Source organism: Bacillus sp. B.PNR1, from assembly GCF_030386235.1.
In the GTDB taxonomy this organism is placed as follows: Bacteria; Bacillota; Bacilli; order Bacillales; family Bacillaceae; genus Bacillus; species Bacillus stercoris.
Genome location: NZ_JANYMN010000007.1, coordinates 1 through 15,552 on the forward strand (window position 1 = coordinate 1; position 15,552 = coordinate 15,552).

At 41.8% G+C, this 15,552-nt stretch carries 16 protein-coding genes, 1 tRNA gene, 1 rRNA gene, 1 other RNA gene and 1 other annotated feature; of the genes, 14 read left to right on the plus strand and 5 right to left on the minus strand.

From position 1 onward, the window contains the following. A 5S ribosomal RNA gene (gene rrf, locus NZD81_RS21325) occupies nucleotides 1-80 on the plus strand; the annotation flags it as partial. A 39-nt stretch (nucleotides 81-119) separates the two neighbouring features. Here the strand turns inward: rrf and NZD81_RS21080 are convergent. Next, entirely contained in the window at nucleotides 120-1,067 is a 948-nt protein-coding gene (locus NZD81_RS21080) for a YaaC family protein (RefSeq protein ID WP_282373889.1), read from the minus strand. Between the two features lie 120 nt (nucleotides 1,068-1,187). On the opposite strand from NZD81_RS21080, the gene guaB reads away from it, so the two are divergent. The 6 genes from guaB to NZD81_RS21110 all read left to right on the plus strand — a co-directional run bounded on the left by guaB (nucleotide 1,188) and on the right by NZD81_RS21110 (nucleotide 7,655). Further along, complete coding sequence (gene guaB / locus NZD81_RS21085) at nucleotides 1,188-2,654, plus strand: IMP dehydrogenase (RefSeq protein WP_003226803.1); 1,467 nt, start codon at nucleotides 1,188-1,190, stop codon at nucleotides 2,652-2,654. A gap of 152 nt (nucleotides 2,655-2,806) precedes the next feature. Next, nucleotides 2,807-4,138: a D-alanyl-D-alanine carboxypeptidase gene (gene dacA, locus NZD81_RS21090; protein WP_040081107.1), complete on the plus strand. Its 1,332-nt coding sequence runs from the start codon at nucleotides 2,807-2,809 to the stop codon at nucleotides 4,136-4,138. Nucleotides 4,139-4,334: 196 nt separating this feature from the next. Continuing rightward, nucleotides 4,335-5,219, plus strand: a complete 885-nt coding sequence (gene pdxS / locus NZD81_RS21095) for a pyridoxal 5'-phosphate synthase lyase subunit PdxS (protein ID WP_003247145.1) — start codon at nucleotides 4,335-4,337, stop codon at nucleotides 5,217-5,219. A gap of 21 nt (nucleotides 5,220-5,240) precedes the next feature. Next, a complete protein-coding gene (pdxT, locus tag NZD81_RS21100; RefSeq protein ID WP_282373890.1) occupies nucleotides 5,241-5,831 on the plus strand; it encodes a pyridoxal 5'-phosphate synthase glutaminase subunit PdxT in 591 nt (196 codons plus the stop codon). A gap of 52 nt (nucleotides 5,832-5,883) precedes the next feature. Further along, nucleotides 5,884-6,096 (plus strand) — a binding site (T-box leader). A 54-nt stretch (nucleotides 6,097-6,150) separates the two neighbouring features. After that, nucleotides 6,151-7,428: a serine--tRNA ligase gene (gene serS, locus NZD81_RS21105; RefSeq protein ID WP_282373891.1), complete on the plus strand. Its 1,278-nt coding sequence runs from the start codon at nucleotides 6,151-6,153 to the stop codon at nucleotides 7,426-7,428. Nucleotides 7,429-7,562: 134 nt separating this feature from the next. Continuing rightward, a tRNA-Ser gene (locus NZD81_RS21110) sits at nucleotides 7,563-7,655 on the plus strand. Between the two features lie 111 nt (nucleotides 7,656-7,766). On the opposite strand, the gene dck is transcribed toward NZD81_RS21110, so the two are convergent. From dck to NZD81_RS21130, 4 genes are all read right to left on the minus strand, one after another. Continuing rightward, the gene (gene dck, locus NZD81_RS21115; RefSeq protein WP_003226792.1) at nucleotides 7,767-8,420 is read right to left on the minus strand and encodes a deoxyadenosine/deoxycytidine kinase; all 654 of its coding nucleotides are present in this window, start codon (nucleotides 8,418-8,420) and stop codon (nucleotides 7,767-7,769) included. Next, nucleotides 8,417-9,040, minus strand: a complete 624-nt coding sequence (gene dgk / locus NZD81_RS21120) for a deoxyguanosine kinase (protein ID WP_014662463.1) — start codon at nucleotides 9,038-9,040, stop codon at nucleotides 8,417-8,419. The genes dck and dgk overlap by 4 nt, the downstream gene beginning before the upstream one ends. Before the next feature lie 98 nt (nucleotides 9,041-9,138). Continuing rightward, a complete protein-coding gene (locus NZD81_RS21125) occupies nucleotides 9,139-10,428 on the minus strand; it encodes a glycoside hydrolase family 18 protein (RefSeq protein ID WP_289861137.1) in 1,290 nt (429 codons plus the stop codon). A 63-nt stretch (nucleotides 10,429-10,491) separates the two neighbouring features. Beyond that, a complete protein-coding gene (locus tag NZD81_RS21130) occupies nucleotides 10,492-11,037 on the minus strand; it encodes a cysteine hydrolase family protein (RefSeq protein WP_040081099.1) in 546 nt (181 codons plus the stop codon). Between the two features lie 85 nt (nucleotides 11,038-11,122). Here NZD81_RS21130 and tadA point away from each other — a divergent pair, with 85 nt between their 5' ends. The 7 genes from tadA (at nucleotide 11,123) to bofA (ending at nucleotide 15,306) form a co-directional block, all read left to right on the plus strand. Continuing rightward, on the plus strand, nucleotides 11,123-11,608 hold the full coding sequence (gene tadA / locus NZD81_RS21135) for a tRNA adenosine(34) deaminase TadA (RefSeq protein ID WP_014662466.1): 486 nt from the start codon (nucleotides 11,123-11,125) through the stop codon (nucleotides 11,606-11,608). Between the two features lie 82 nt (nucleotides 11,609-11,690). Continuing rightward, an RNA gene (gene ffs / locus NZD81_RS21140) (signal recognition particle sRNA large type) lies at nucleotides 11,691-11,955 on the plus strand. Nucleotides 11,956-12,084: 129 nt separating this feature from the next. Further along, complete coding sequence (gene dnaX, locus NZD81_RS21145; RefSeq protein WP_282373892.1) at nucleotides 12,085-13,776, plus strand: DNA polymerase III subunit gamma/tau; 1,692 nt, start codon at nucleotides 12,085-12,087, stop codon at nucleotides 13,774-13,776. A gap of 23 nt (nucleotides 13,777-13,799) precedes the next feature. Next, entirely contained in the window at nucleotides 13,800-14,123 is a 324-nt protein-coding gene (locus NZD81_RS21150; protein ID WP_071582187.1) for a YbaB/EbfC family nucleoid-associated protein, read from the plus strand. A 14-nt stretch (nucleotides 14,124-14,137) separates the two neighbouring features. Next, nucleotides 14,138-14,734 carry a recombination protein RecR gene (gene recR / locus NZD81_RS21155; protein ID WP_003225425.1) on the plus strand — a complete coding sequence of 199 codons (597 nt, stop codon included), beginning with the start codon at nucleotides 14,138-14,140 and terminating at the stop codon, nucleotides 14,732-14,734. Between the two features lie 17 nt (nucleotides 14,735-14,751). After that, the gene (locus NZD81_RS21160; RefSeq protein WP_014112283.1) at nucleotides 14,752-14,976 is read left to right on the plus strand and encodes a YaaL family protein; all 225 of its coding nucleotides are present in this window, start codon (nucleotides 14,752-14,754) and stop codon (nucleotides 14,974-14,976) included. 66 nt (nucleotides 14,977-15,042) lie between these two features. After that, on the plus strand, nucleotides 15,043-15,306 hold the full coding sequence (bofA, locus tag NZD81_RS21165) for a sigma-K factor-processing regulator BofA (RefSeq protein WP_071582188.1): 264 nt from the start codon (nucleotides 15,043-15,045) through the stop codon (nucleotides 15,304-15,306). The last annotated feature ends 246 nt before the right edge of the window (nucleotides 15,307-15,552 follow it).

The following is a 15,552-nucleotide window of genomic DNA, read 5'->3' on the forward strand; positions in this document are numbered from 1 at the left end:
ATACCGAACACGGAAGTTAAGCTCTTCAGCGCCGATGGTAGTCGGGGGTTTCCCCCTGTGAGAGTAGGACGCCGCCAAGCAAGTTTAAACCCAGCTCAATGAGCTGGGTTTTTTGTTTGTTAAGAATGAAGAAGAAACTGTGAAGCGTATTTAGGGAATTTCTTTTCTGTTACTAATAAAAACTGCTGGATTAACACGTAGTCGTCACTTATATGCTGTGTCAATAACTCATACCACCATTCTGTTTCATACCTTGCAATCATCCCAACGTTGTACAAAATTAAATAATGAATTGTCATTTCGGGAAGTCTCAGAAATTGCTCCCTTTGAGAAGGGATATAATATTGGTTCTTTTCCATGTCAAACAATAAGCTGGTCGACGTCCATGGCTCCTTGTCTTGCGGTGAAATTTCAAACAGCAGCCCGTGTTCATTTTTCTTTGCGAAAGACCATTGAAAATGATGGGACATATATTCAACAAACCTTGAATCAGACATTTTATAATCGATGACTACTTCCTCTGGTACAAATATTTTGTTCTTATTCTTCTCAACTTTTGTCATAAAACGTTCTTTCTGCTGAAAGTAGAAAATATCGCTTAGTTCTGGAATCCCCATTAACAATTTTTTCATGGTATACCGTTCATCTACTATATCTGATTGTCCGAATAAATGTTTCATAAAATGTACGCATAGGCCGTTCCGTTGTATTTTCACTTCATCGTCGCTAAAACAATAATTTTGTTTCTTTCGTTTTCTTGTTGTTACGCCATGTGCCAGTACTGATGTATGGCTTGGATAATGGGGATCACGTGTTATTAGACATGCTTTGATAAGTTGTGCCATTCCATAAAATAAAAGGATCGGTTTGATTTCTAATGGGGAATATGCAGCTTGTTTATAAAACGATTCGGCATGCTTTAAGAAATAAATAAACCTTTCACTGTTTTTAAAAGAGTTTTTTTTCGCATCGTCAATACCGTTTAAGTTATAAACCTTTTCTAGAAATTTCTGGGTTGATTCAACGGAATAAAATAGCGCTAAGTCTTTCCACTCATGATATGTCATGTGTATTTCTTAATCCTTTCCGTTATCTAAATATTTCAACTCTTTCTCGCTTCCTTGACATGCTCTTGGCTAGTTGATAATCTACATATAATATTTTGCCGAAAAGAGGGGGATTTACTAATGTGGGAAAGTAAATTTTCAAAAGAAGGCTTAACGTTCGACGATGTGCTGCTTGTGCCAGCAAAATCTGAGGTACTTCCGCGTGATGTGGATTTATCTGTAGAACTTACAAAAACGTTAAAGCTAAATATTCCTGTCATCAGCGCAGGTATGGACACTGTAACAGAATCAGCAATGGCAATTGCAATGGCAAGACAGGGCGGCTTGGGCATCATTCACAAAAATATGTCCATTGAACAGCAGGCTGAACAAGTTGATAAAGTAAAGCGTTCTGAGCGCGGCGTTATCACAAATCCCTTCTTTTTAACTCCTGATCACCAAGTATTTGATGCGGAGCATTTGATGGGGAAATACAGAATTTCCGGTGTTCCGATTGTAAATAACGAAGAAGACCAGAAGCTTGTTGGAATTATTACAAACCGTGACCTTCGCTTTATTTCTGACTACTCAATGAAAATCAGTGATGTCATGACAAAAGAAGAGCTTGTTACTGCATCTGTAGGAACTACTCTGGATGAAGCTGAAAAGATTTTGCAGAAACATAAAATTGAAAAGCTTCCTCTCGTAGATGACCAGAACAAATTAAAAGGTCTTATCACAATTAAAGATATTGAAAAAGTCATTGAGTTCCCGAACTCATCTAAAGACATTCACGGCCGTCTGATCGTTGGTGCGGCAGTTGGCGTAACTGGTGATACAATGACTCGCGTCAAGAAGCTTGTTGAAGCCAATGTTGATGTGATTGTTATCGATACAGCTCACGGACATTCTCAAGGCGTTTTAAACACAGTCACAAAAATCCGTGAAACGTATCCTGAATTAAATATTATCGCTGGTAACGTGGCAACCGCTGAAGCAACAAGAGCGCTTATCGAAGCTGGAGCAGACGTTGTCAAAGTTGGAATCGGACCTGGTTCAATTTGTACTACACGTGTTGTAGCTGGTGTCGGTGTTCCGCAAATTACAGCAATTTATGATTGTGCGACTGAAGCAAGAAAACACGGCAAAACAATCATCGCTGACGGCGGAATTAAATTCTCTGGCGATATCACTAAAGCGTTGGCAGCCGGTGGACATGCTGTTATGCTCGGAAGCTTGCTTGCAGGCACATCGGAAAGCCCAGGCGAAACTGAAATCTACCAAGGCAGAAGATTTAAAGTATACCGCGGCATGGGATCAGTTGCTGCAATGGAAAAAGGAAGTAAAGATCGTTACTTCCAAGAAGAAAACAAAAAATTTGTGCCTGAAGGAATTGAAGGACGCACACCTTACAAAGGACCAGTTGAAGAAACTGTTTATCAGCTAGTTGGAGGCCTTCGTTCCGGTATGGGATATTGCGGATCTAAAGATCTTCGTGCGCTAAGAGAAGAAGCTCAGTTCATTCGCATGACGGGAGCAGGACTTCGCGAAAGCCATCCGCATGACGTACAGATTACAAAAGAATCACCTAACTATACAATTTCATAATAAATTGTTACAAATTAAAAACATTTGACAGGGTCTCTGACTCTGTCTATTTTTTTTATACTGATTATGATAAAATTTATACTGTTGTGCATTGAAAATGTCCTTAACGGCTTAATTATAGATGAAGAAAATGAAATACGGAGGTCGTACGATTGAACATCAAGAAATGTAAACAGCTACTGATGTCATTGGTTGTGTTAACCCTAGCTGTCACGTGTCTGGCTCCAATGTCAAAAGCAAAAGCAGCCAGCGATCCAATTGATATCAATGCATCTGCTGCTATTATGATCGAAGCTTCTTCAGGTAAAATTCTGTACAGTAAAAATGCAGATAAGAGACTGCCAATTGCGAGTATGACAAAAATGATGACAGAATATCTGTTATTAGAAGCAATTGATCAAGGTAAAGTGAAATGGGATCAAACCTATACGCCTGATGACTATGTGTATGAAATTTCCCAAGATAACAGCTTATCAAACGTTCCTCTTCGGAAAGACGGGAAATACACAGTAAAAGAATTATATCAAGCTACAGCAATTTATTCTGCAAATGCTGCTGCTATTGCGATTGCAGAAATCGTTGCCGGTTCTGAAACTAAGTTTGTTGAAAAAATGAATGCAAAAGCAAAAGAACTAGGCTTAACAGATTACAAATTTGTTAATGCAACAGGTCTTGAGAATAAAGACCTTCACGGGCATCAGCCTGAGGGGACAAGCGTAAATGAAGAGAGTGAAGTTTCTGCAAAGGATATGGCGATTCTTGCGGATCACTTAATTACTGACTACCCTGAGATTCTGGAGACTTCCAGTATCGCCAAAACGAAATTCAGAGAAGGCACCGATGATGAAATGGATATGCCGAACTGGAACTTTATGCTGAAGGGGCTTGTCAGCGAGTATAAAAAAGCGACTGTAGACGGACTGAAAACAGGTTCTACTGACTCTGCGGGTTCATGCTTTACAGGAACAGCTGAACGCAACGGTATGCGTGTCATCACTGTTGTATTAAACGCAAAGGGCAACCTTCATACAGGCCGTTTCGATGAAACAAAAAAAATGTTTGATTATGCTTTCGACAATTTCTCCATGAAAGAAATTTATGCTAAAGGCGATCAAGTAAAAGGCCATAAAACAATTTCAGTTGATAAGGGTAAAGAGAAAGAAGTAGGCATTGTGACAAACAAGGCGTTCTCTCTTCCTGTCAAAAATGGTGAAGAAAAGAATTACAAAGCGAAGGTCACATTGAATAAAGACAACTTAACTGCTCCTGTGAAAAAAGGAACCAAGGTTGGGAAGCTGACTGCGGAATACACAGGTGATGAAAAGGATTACGGATTCCTTAACAGCGATCTGGCTGGCGTAGACCTTGTGACAAAAGAAAATGTAGAAAAAGCAAACTGGTTTGTTCTGACAATGCGCAGTATCGGCGGATTTTTCGCCGGCATTTGGGGAAGTATTGTTGATACGGTAACCGGCTGGTTTTAATCAATTGAAAGAGCTCTGATGGATGTTAGGGCTCTTTCGCTTAATATACTGAAAAAACCCAATTTTTAATAAAAAATGATTTTCAAAGCGCCAAAAACCGAATAAAATAATATATATCCATATGAAATATTGGATTTCTAGGATACAATAAGGATTAGAAATCATATAACTATACCTTGATTAGGGGGACCAAGAAATGGCTCAAACAGGTACTGAACGTGTAAAACGCGGAATGGCAGAAATGCAAAAAGGCGGCGTCATCATGGACGTCATTAATGCGGAACAAGCGAAAATTGCTGAAGAAGCTGGAGCTGTCGCTGTAATGGCGCTAGAACGTGTGCCGGCTGATATTCGTGCGGCTGGAGGAGTTGCCCGTATGGCTGACCCTACAATCGTGGAAGAAGTAATGAATGCAGTATCTATCCCGGTAATGGCAAAAGCGCGTATCGGACATATTGTCGAAGCGCGTGTGCTTGAAGCTATGGGTGTTGACTATATTGATGAAAGTGAAGTTCTGACTCCGGCTGATGAAGAATTTCATTTAAATAAAAATGAATACACAGTTCCTTTTGTTTGTGGCTGCCGCGATCTTGGTGAAGCAACACGCCGTATTGCGGAAGGCGCTTCTATGCTTCGTACTAAAGGTGAGCCTGGAACGGGTAATATTGTTGAGGCTGTTCGCCATATGCGCAAAGTTAACGCTCAAGTACGCAAAGTAGTTGCGATGAGTGAGGATGAACTCATGACAGAAGCGAAAAACTTAGGTGCTCCTTACGAGCTTCTTCTTCAAATTAAAAAAGACGGCAAACTTCCTGTCGTTAACTTTGCCGCTGGCGGCGTAGCAACTCCAGCTGATGCTGCTCTCATGATGCAGCTTGGTGCTGATGGAGTATTTGTTGGTTCTGGTATTTTCAAATCAGATAACCCTGCTAAATTTGCGAAAGCAATTGTGGAAGCAACAACTCACTTCACTGATTACAAATTGATCGCTGAGCTGTCAAAAGAGCTCGGTACTGCAATGAAAGGGATTGAAATCTCAAACTTACTTCCAGAACAGCGTATGCAAGAACGCGGCTGGTAAGAATATAGGAGTGCTGCTGACATGTTAACAATAGGTGTACTAGGACTTCAAGGAGCAGTTAGAGAGCACATCCATGCGATTGAAGCATGCGGAGCCGCTGGTCTTGTCGTAAAACGTCCGGAGCAGCTGAACGAAATTGACGGGTTGATTTTGCCGGGCGGTGAGAGCACGACGATGCGCCGTTTGATCGATACGTATCAATTCATGGAGCCGCTTCGTGAATTCGCTGCTCAGGGTAAGCCGATGTTTGGAACATGTGCCGGATTAATTATATTAGCAAAAGAAATTGCTGGTTCAGATAATCCTCATTTAGGTCTTTTGAATGTGGTTGTAGAACGCAATTCATTTGGCCGGCAGGTTGACAGCTTTGAAGCTGATTTAACAATTAAAGGCTTGGATGAGCCTTTTACTGGGGTGTTCATCCGTGCGCCGCATATTTTAGAAGCTGGTGAAAATGTTGAAGTTCTATCGGAGCATAATGGTCGTATTGTAGCCGCGAAACAGGGGCAATTCCTTGGCTGCTCATTCCATCCGGAACTGACGGAGGATCACCGAGTGACAAAGCTGTTTGTTCAAATGGTTGAGGAACACAAACAGAAGGCACTTGTATAAAACAGTTGAAAGCTGTGGAAACTTATAGTACATTATAAGCACAAATAAAGATCGAAAAGCGTTGATAGGAACTAGTAGGGAGCCTCTCTTTCTAAGAGAGCCGATGGTTGGTGCGAATCGGTGAAAGATGCTGTCTGAATCCATCCTTGAGCGAAATGCTGAAACAAGTAGGCATTTACGGGATAACCGTTATGTGTGAAAGTGGAAAACGAGTCATTGATTTGTTTTCAATCAGGGTGGCAACGCGAGAGCTCTCGTCCCTTTATGGGGATGAGGGCTCTTTTTATTTTCGACAAATCAATAAAAAGGAGTGTTTCGCATGCTTGATATGAAAATGCTGAGAGCAAATTTTCAAGAGATTAAAGCGAAGCTTGTTCACAAAGGCGAAGACTTAACTGATTTTGATAAGTTTGAGGCGTTAGATGACAGACGAAGAGAGCTTATCGGCAAGGTTGAAGAGTTAAAAGGAAAACGGAATGAAGTGTCTCAGCAGGTTGCTGTGCTGAAACGTGAGAAAAAAGACGCGGACCACATTATTAAAGAAATGCGTGAAGTCGGCGAAGAAATTAAAAAACTTGATGAAGAATTAAGAACAGTGGAAGCTGAGCTTGATACAATTCTTCTTTCCATCCCGAATATTCCGCATGAGTCTGTACCTGTCGGTGAAACAGAAGACGACAACATAGAAGTGCGTAAATGGGGTGAAAAACCTTCATTTGCTTACGAACCAAAGCCGCACTGGGATATTGCGGATGAGCTGGGTATTCTGGATTTCGAACGTGCTGCCAAAGTAACAGGAAGCCGTTTCGTGTTCTATAAAGGGTTAGGTGCTCGTTTGGAGCGCGCGCTTTATAACTTTATGCTTGATCTGCATGTGGATGAGTATAACTATACTGAAGTGATCCCGCCATATATGGTAAACCGTGCGAGCATGACGGGAACGGGGCAGCTTCCTAAATTTGAAGAGGATGCATTTAAAATCAGGGAGGAAGATTACTTCTTAATTCCGACTGCAGAGGTACCGATTACAAACATGCATCGCGATGAAATCCTTTCAGGTGACAGCCTGCCGATCAATTACGCGGCATTCAGTGCTTGCTTCCGTTCTGAAGCAGGTTCAGCAGGACGTGACACACGCGGATTAATTCGTCAGCACCAATTTAATAAAGTTGAGCTTGTGAAGTTTGTGAAGCCTGAGGATTCCTATGAGGAATTAGAGAAGCTTACAAACCAAGCAGAACGGGTTCTTCAGCTGCTTGAGCTTCCATACCGCGTCATGAGCATGTGTACGGGTGACTTGGGCTTTACAGCTGCGAAAAAATACGATATCGAAGTTTGGATTCCGAGCCAAGACACATACCGAGAAATCTCTTCTTGCAGTAACTTCGAAGCGTTCCAGGCAAGACGTGCGAACATTCGTTTTAGACGTGAAGCGAAAGGCAAGCCTGAGCATGTACACACACTGAACGGTTCAGGACTGGCGGTTGGAAGAACAGTTGCCGCTATCTTAGAAAATTATCAGCAGGAAGACGGAAGCGTTGTGATTCCGAAGGTGCTTCGTCCTTATATGGGGAATAGAGAAGTAATGAAACCATAAATGAATTAAAGGCGTGCCTAACAAGGTGCGCCTTTTTGCTTATAAAAACACGACATTTTCGTAAAAACAAAAAAAGTTTTTAAAAATGCTTGACCACATGAGAACATACATGATATAGTAAGTCTTGTCGATACGGAGGAATACCCAAGTCCGGCTGAAGGGATCGGTCTTGAAAACCGACAGGGGTGTCAAAGCCCGCGGGGGTTCGAATCCCTCTTCCTCCGCCATATTGATTTTAATTCTAATGAAACACAAGCATATATTGGAGATTGTTTTGTCCGTTGCATTCGGTGCGACGGATTTTTTATTATACTGAAAAAGTGAATCTCAGTCGAGATTCACTTTTTTTGATTATCATGAATAACGGAAGCAATTTGATCTACAATATTTTCAATCGAGTTTTCGTCGTTCAGCAGATCATAATCTTCAATGCGAAGTTTTAAAACAGGGCAGGCGTTAAAACCGCTTATCCAGTTTTCATAGCGTGTATGCATTTCTTCCCAATAAGATCGGCTAGTCTGAAGCTCCATCTCACGGCCGCGTTGTTCAATCCGGTTTAAAATATTCTCCAGATCTCCTTCTAAATAGATCAACACATCTGGGTGCGGGAAATACGGTGTCATTACCATTGCTTCGAAAAGGCTTGTGTAAGTTTTATAATCGACCTTTGACATTGTCCCTTTATCTGCATGCATTTTTGCGAAAATTCCTGTGTCTTCATAAATCGAACGATCCTGTACAAATCCTCCGCCTGCTTCAAAAATCGTTTTCTGTTCTTTGAAGCGTTCAGCTAAGAAATAAATTTGAAGGTGAAAGCTCCAACGTTCAAAATCATGATAGAACTTTTCCAAGTATGGATTATGATCGACTTCCTCCAAAGATGTTTTAAATCCAAGCCGTTTAGCTAAAGTTTTGGTTAAAGTCGATTTTCCGACACCTACTGTTCCTGCTACTGTAATAATTGAATTCTTAGGGATATGATGTTCCTTCATACGATAAGCTCCTTTACATGGGCGGCAATGCGTTCAAAGTCGCTCTTATTCAAAACGAAATCCTTTGAATCACCATCTACGGTTAACACTGTAAGGTCAGGATCTGCTTCCTGCAGCTTCTTGATGGCGACTTCATAATCTGAAATCAGCTGCTCCAAATAGCTTGTTTCAATTTTTTTCTCAAAGGGACGCCCGCGTTTTTCAATGCGGTGTAGCAATGTAGGCAGACTGGCCTTTATGTAAATGATGAAATTCGGCTTTGGCAGATCATCCGTTAGCAGGTGATAGATCTTTTTGTACTTTTCCAGCTGATGTTGAGACAGGGTGCGTTCCGCAAAAATCACATTTTTATAAATATGATAATCAGCTATCACAGGCTGTCCCTTTTTTAAAAAGTGATCACTGGTATCTTCAAGCTGTTTGTATCTGTGACAAAGAAAAAACATCTCGAGCTGGAAGCTCCATTCCTCTATATTGTCATAAAACTTATCAAGGTACGGGTTATCCTCTACAATCTCATTGATCATAGGGAATCCGAACTCTTGTGAGAGCATCGTTGCGAGGGTTGTTTTTCCTGCCCCGATAGGACCTTCTATTGCAATAAAAGGGGCTGTATTCATCGGAATCCTCCTTATATCTGAAAAACGTGCGTCAGTTACCGACCTTCATATTGTATCACAACCCTTGGGTGCCCCCATGAAAAAAAGACGTTTCCAATTTATCGAAACGTCAATTTGACAACATTAAATTGATCAGACAGCAGCAGCCAGTTTTGTGGGAAGGAAAGACCCAGCTTCCAATAGCTGATGCCTCTTAAATTCAGTTCTTTAATCAGATTGAATTTTGCTTGGATTGAGCGGGCATCCTCGAACCATACCTCGTGCCTTCTGTTTTGTGCATCAGTATAGCGGAAGAAAGGAGCTTGAGCGGTTTCGTCATACTGAATGGAAGCATTGTTCTGATCAGCTATGACAATGGCTTGCTGAGGGCTTACTGCTCTTGCCGGAGTTCCCCCTGCTTTATATGGCAGCGTCCAGTCATATCCATATAAATTCTGGCCCATGACGATTTTGTTCGCTGGCATTTCAGTCAAAGCATATTCTATGACATCCCGGACAGGGCCAATTGGAGAAACTGCTTGAGCCGGCCCGCCGCTATAGCCCCATTCATATGTCATGAGAACAACAAAGTCGACAATTTGGCCATGTGCCCTGTAATCATGAGCTTCATACCATCTGCCCTGCTGTGTTGCACTTGTTTTAGGAGCTAGAGCCGTGGAAATTCCTAAGCCTTCTCGATGGAAAAGATCCCTCGCTTCGCGCAGAAATTGATTATAGGCTTCTCTATCCTCGGGCCGCAAATATTCAAAGTCGAAATGAATGTCACGGAAGCCATACCTTCTGGCGTTCTCGACTATTTCATTTAGAAGCCTTCTTTTTACAGTTTCGTCGTTCAAAAGGATCCGTCCGAGCTCATCGCTAAATGCCTGGTTTTCTAAGTTCGTTATAATCATCATCAATGTTGTATTTTGACTTTCTGTAATGCTCCTTAAATTCGTTAAAGGCGGTGCGACTAATGTTCCGTTACGCTGTGCCTGGAAACTGAATGCGCCCAAGTACGTTAAGTAGGGCGACGCTTCTCTGGCCGCCTGCTGGAGATTTTCGCTGACTTGATTTCCGCGTGGCTCCAAATAAGCATTTGATTCGATATCCCGTTTAGGAGCTGGAGGGATGTATAAACGGAAACCAATCTGAAGCACGGTATTTAATTGGATGCGGTTAACCCTGGCGAGCTCGGCTGCTGTTGTATTGAACTGCCGGGCGATGGATGTCAGGGTATCACCTCGCTTCACATCATAGAAATGGCCGGCAATTGGAATGACGATGGTTTGTCCGACAACAAGGCTGTCGGGATTCGGTATTTCATTCGTTTCTGCGATCTCACTTACGGTTGTTCTGTGTTGTGAAGCGATAGCAGAAAGAGTGTCGCCTTGTTTTACTACATAAATTTGAATGAAAAACGCCTCCTTTCATATCGCTATCAATGTATGAAAGAAAAGCGCTGATCATGTTTATTTTTCTGTAATTTGTTTTTCCGTCGTAATTTCTGCGAAAAGAACATTCTCCATCATAGTTAAGGCGAATTCATTATCCTCGTCACTGTTTGAGGCGATGCAGTCCTTAGGAATTGTGATGCTGTATTCCCTCATGTAAGCGTCATTAGCGGTAAACAGCACACATATATTGCCGGCTATACCTGTTATGATGATTTGTCTCACCTGCAATTCAGTAAGAAGAGTATGAAGTGCAGTTTCGTAAAAAGCGGAATGTTTAGGTTTGATTAAAAAATAATCAGCATCTTCCGGAGCTATCTTTGTGATGATATCCTTGCTTTTTTCATTTGTACATTCTTGCTGAATATTTTTAATATCAGCTTGCCATAGTCCATAATGATCGTTGATGTAAATAATCGGCCAGTCATTTTGTCTCGCGTGCTCCTTTAATGATAAAATATGAGGAACGATTTTTTCTGTTTTTTTAGCGAGGGTTTCTCCCATATCGAATTCAAAATTATTGATCATGTCTACAATGAGAAGGGCTGTGTCTGCTTTGGACAATCGACAGTCTCCTTTCCGTTTCAGTTATAGTTAATATGTAGCCTTTTTAGGCAATGAAAAAACTTTGAAAAGAGAGCTTATTCTAATGACACAAGATGAACTTTATATGAAAGAAGCAATTAAAGAAGCGAAAAAGGCTGGAGAGAAAGGTGAAGTGCCAATAGGCGCGGTGCTTGTCGTTAATGATGAAATTATAGCGCGTGCACATAATTTAAGAGAGACGGAGCAGCGATCGATCGCTCATGCAGAAATGCTCGTGATTGATGAAGCGTGTAAGGCATTGGGAACATGGCGGCTGGAAGGGGCGACTCTTTATGTGACGCTCGAGCCTTGTCCAATGTGTGCTGGTGCCGTTGTGCTTTCACGAGTGGAAAAAGTGGTATTTGGCGCATTCGATCCGAAAGGAGGTTGTTCAGGTACGTTAATGAATCTTCTTCAGGAGGAACGCTTTAATCATCAGGCTGAAGTGGTGAGCGGTGTGCTTGAGGAAGAATGCGGCGGAATGCTCAGTGCGTTTTTCAGAGAACTAAGAAAAAAGAAGAAAGCTGCCAGGAAAAACTTGTCTGAATAGTACGGTTGCAATTTTTAGGGGAAACAGATATACTTAAGTGTGCATCGTAATAGATGCAACATAAAATTTGATATTTATTTTGCCGTGCTAAGCGGGGAGGTAGCGGTGCCCTGTACCTGCAATCCGCTCTAGCAGGGCCGAATCCCTTCTCGAGGTTCGTTTACTTTAAGGCCTGCCTTAAGTAAGTGGTGTTGACGCTTGGGTCCTGCGCAATGGGAATTCATGAACCATGTCAGGTCCGGAAGGAAGCAGCATTAAGTGAAACCTCTCATGTGCCGCAGGGTTGCCTGGGCCGAGCTAACTGCTTAAGTAACGCTTAGGGTAGCGAATCGACAGAAGGTGCACGGTAAATCAATCATCAAATTTTTAGACTCACCTAAGATTAGGTGAGTCTTTTGTTATGTAAAAAGAGCTTTTGGAATCGAAACAAGGTTCATGTATAATGGGAATGATGAATAACGGAGGAGGGCAAACCCGTGAGTTACCAAGCTTTATATCGAGTATTCAGGCCTCAGCGCTTTGAAGATGTGGTCGGACAAGAACACATTACAAAAACGCTGCAAAATGCCCTTTTGCAAAAAAAGTTTTCTCACGCCTATCTGTTTTCCGGGCCTAGAGGAACCGGAAAAACCAGTGCAGCCAAAATATTTGCCAAGGCTGTTAACTGTGAACATGCTCCTGTTGATGAGCCATGCAACGAATGTGCGGCCTGTAAAGGGATAACAAACGGGTCGATATCCGATGTCATAGAAATTGATGCCGCTTCTAATAACGGTGTTGATGAGATTCGTGATATTCGCGATAAAGTGAAGTTTGCCCCATCGGCTGTCACGTATAAGGTATATATCATAGATGAGGTGCATATGCTTTCTATCGGCGCCTTTAATGCATTACTAAAAACATTAGAAGAGCCGCCGGAACATTGTATTTTCATTCTAGCAACAACTGAACCGCACAAAATCCCTTTAACCATTATCTCCAGATGTCAGCGTTTTGACTTTAAACGAATTACCTCCCAAGCGATTGTAGGGCGCATGAATAAAATTGTTGATGCCGAACAGCTGCAAGTGGAGGAAGGATCGCTGGATATTATTGCGAGTGCTGCGGACGGAGGGATGAGGGATGCCCTGAGCCTTCTTGATCAGGCCGTATCATTCAGCGGCGATGTCCTGAAAGTCGAGGATGCGCTTTTGATTACGGGTGCTGTTTCTCAATTGTATATCGGGAAGCTTGCGCAATCCTTGCATGATAAAAATGTTTCTGACGCACTGGAAACATTAAATGAATTGCTGCAGCAAGGGAAAGATCCAGCTAAGCTGATAGAAGATATGATTTTCTATTTCAGGGATATGCTGCTGTATAAAACAGCTCCTGGCTTAGAGGGAGTGCTTGAAAAAGTAAAAGTCGATGAAACGTTCCGAGGACTAAGTGAACAAATTCCGGCTCAGGCCATATATGAAATGATTGATATTCTGAATAAGAGCCACCAGGAAATGAAATGGACAAATCATCCGCGCATCTTTTTCGAAGTGGCCGTGGTGAAGATTTGCCAAACCTCACATCAATCTGTTGCTGACCTCCCGGAAGTGGACATGCTGATGAAAAAAATTCAGCAACTTGAACAGGAAGTAGAGCGGCTTAAAACAACGGGCATAAAAGCGGCTGCGGAAAGCCCCAAAAAAGAAACGCCGCGTGTGCCAAAGGGCGGGAAATCCAATTACAAAGCGCCAGTAGGCAGAATCCATGAAATTTTGAAAGAAGCCACAAGACCTGACCTTGATCTGCTTAGAAACAGCTGGGGCAAGCTTCTTGCACATCTCAAACAGCAAAACAAAGTATCACATGCCGCTTTGCTGAATGACAGTGAACCTGTGGCTGCCGCCTCCGTGGCATTTGTCCTGAAATTCAAATATGAAATTCATTGTAAAATGGTCGCTGAGGATAACAACGGAGTCCGAACTAATCTTGAGCAGATTTTAGAATCGATGCTCGGAAAAAGAATGGATTTGATTGGCGTTCCAGAAGCACAATGGGGTAAAATAAGAGAAGAATTTTTAGAAGATCATCAGCAGGAAAATGAAGGATCAAATGAACCGGCTGAAGAAGACCCGCTTATTGCCGAAGCGAAAAAGCTTGTCGGAGCGGATTTAATTGAAATAAAAGACTAACAAAATGAAAGAGAGTGAATGCTATGCGTGGCGGAATGGGTAATATGCAAAAAATGATGAAACAAATGCAAAAAATGCAAAAGGACATGGCGAAGGCTCAAGAAGAGCTTGCAGAAAAGGTTGTTGAAGGATCTGCAGGCGGCGGTATGGTAACAGTAAAAGCAAACGGCCAAAAAGAAATCCTGGATGTTATCATCAAAGAAGAAGTCGTTGATCCGGAAGATATTGATATGCTTCAAGATTTAGTGCTTGCTGCAACGAATGAAGCTTTGAAAAAAGTTGACGAAATCACAAACGAAACAATGGGTCAATTTACAAAAGGAATGAACATGCCAGGTTTATTCTAGGGGGATAAAAGAACATGCAATATCCTGAACCAATATCAAAGCTGATAGATAGCTTTATGAAATTGCCAGGGATCGGACCGAAAACAGCGGTTCGTCTGGCTTTTTTTGTTCTAGGTATGAAAGAAGATGTGGTATTAGATTTTGCGAAAGCATTAGTAAATGCGAAACGCAATCTGACATATTGTTCAGTTTGCGGGCATATTACAGATCAGGACCCTTGCTATATATGTGAAGATACGCGCAGGGATAAATCTGTTATCTGTGTTGTGCAAGACCCAAAGGATGTTATCGCTATGGAGAAAATGAAGGAATACAATGGACAGTATCACGTTCTTCACGGCGCTATTTCTCCAATGGACGGCATCGGACCGGAGGATATTAAAATACCAGAATTGTTAAAACGATTACAGGATGATCAAGTGACAGAAGTGATTCTCGCGACAAACCCTAATATAGAAGGGGAAGCAACGGCGATGTATATATCAAGGCTCCTCAAGCCGTCTGGTATTAAGCTCTCCCGTATTGCCCACGGACTGCCCGTCGGCGGTGATTTGGAATATGCTGATGAGGTCACTCTTTCTAAAGCACTTGAAGGAAGACGTGAATTGTAAGGAGGAAAAAGCGATCCATGGGTTTTCTTCGCAAGAAAACATTGAGAAGAGAGTTTGATGAAAAACTAATCGAGCAGCTTTTTAAGCAAAAGGAAGAGTGGAACAGGCAGAAGAAGCTGGTCGAAAAAAGCTTAGAACCGTCTGCTGAAGTGTTATACGAACTGAAAGTAGCTGAAGCGAAGTATTTTTTTTACTTAAGGGAAGCGAAGCAGCGAAATTTAAAAATCAGCCGGTGGAAGTAAGTGGTCTAAACTCCTGGATCTTCTCATAAGCTTGTACTAGAACAAGCGAAGGAGATGAGAAGATTCATGGAGCCTATTTTTATTGTTGGTATTATTTTGGGACTGGTTATTCTTCTTTTTTTATCAGGTTCAGCTGCAAAGCCTTTAAAGTGGATTGGCATCACAGCTGTTAAATTTGTAGCGGGTGCTTTGCTGCTGGTTTGTGTAAATATGTTTGGCGGCAGTCTTGGCATTCATGTGCCGATTAATCTAGCCACAACAGCTATCAGCGGGATTTTAGGAATACCGGGAATAGCTGCGTTAGTTGTAATTAAGCAATTTATTATTTAATTGATATTATGTATTGACTTCGATAAATGAAGGTGTTATTCTAGTATACGTCGCTGATGACGAACGGCTTTTTTGAAAAGGAAATAATAAAAAGTTGTTGACAGTAGTGACGATAAATGTTATGATAATAAAGTCGCTTAAAGAGCGGTGGATAAAGTTCTTTGAAAACTAAACAAGACAAAACGTACCTGTTAATTCATTTTTTATAAATCGCACAGCGATGTGCGTAGTCAGTCAAACTTTTTA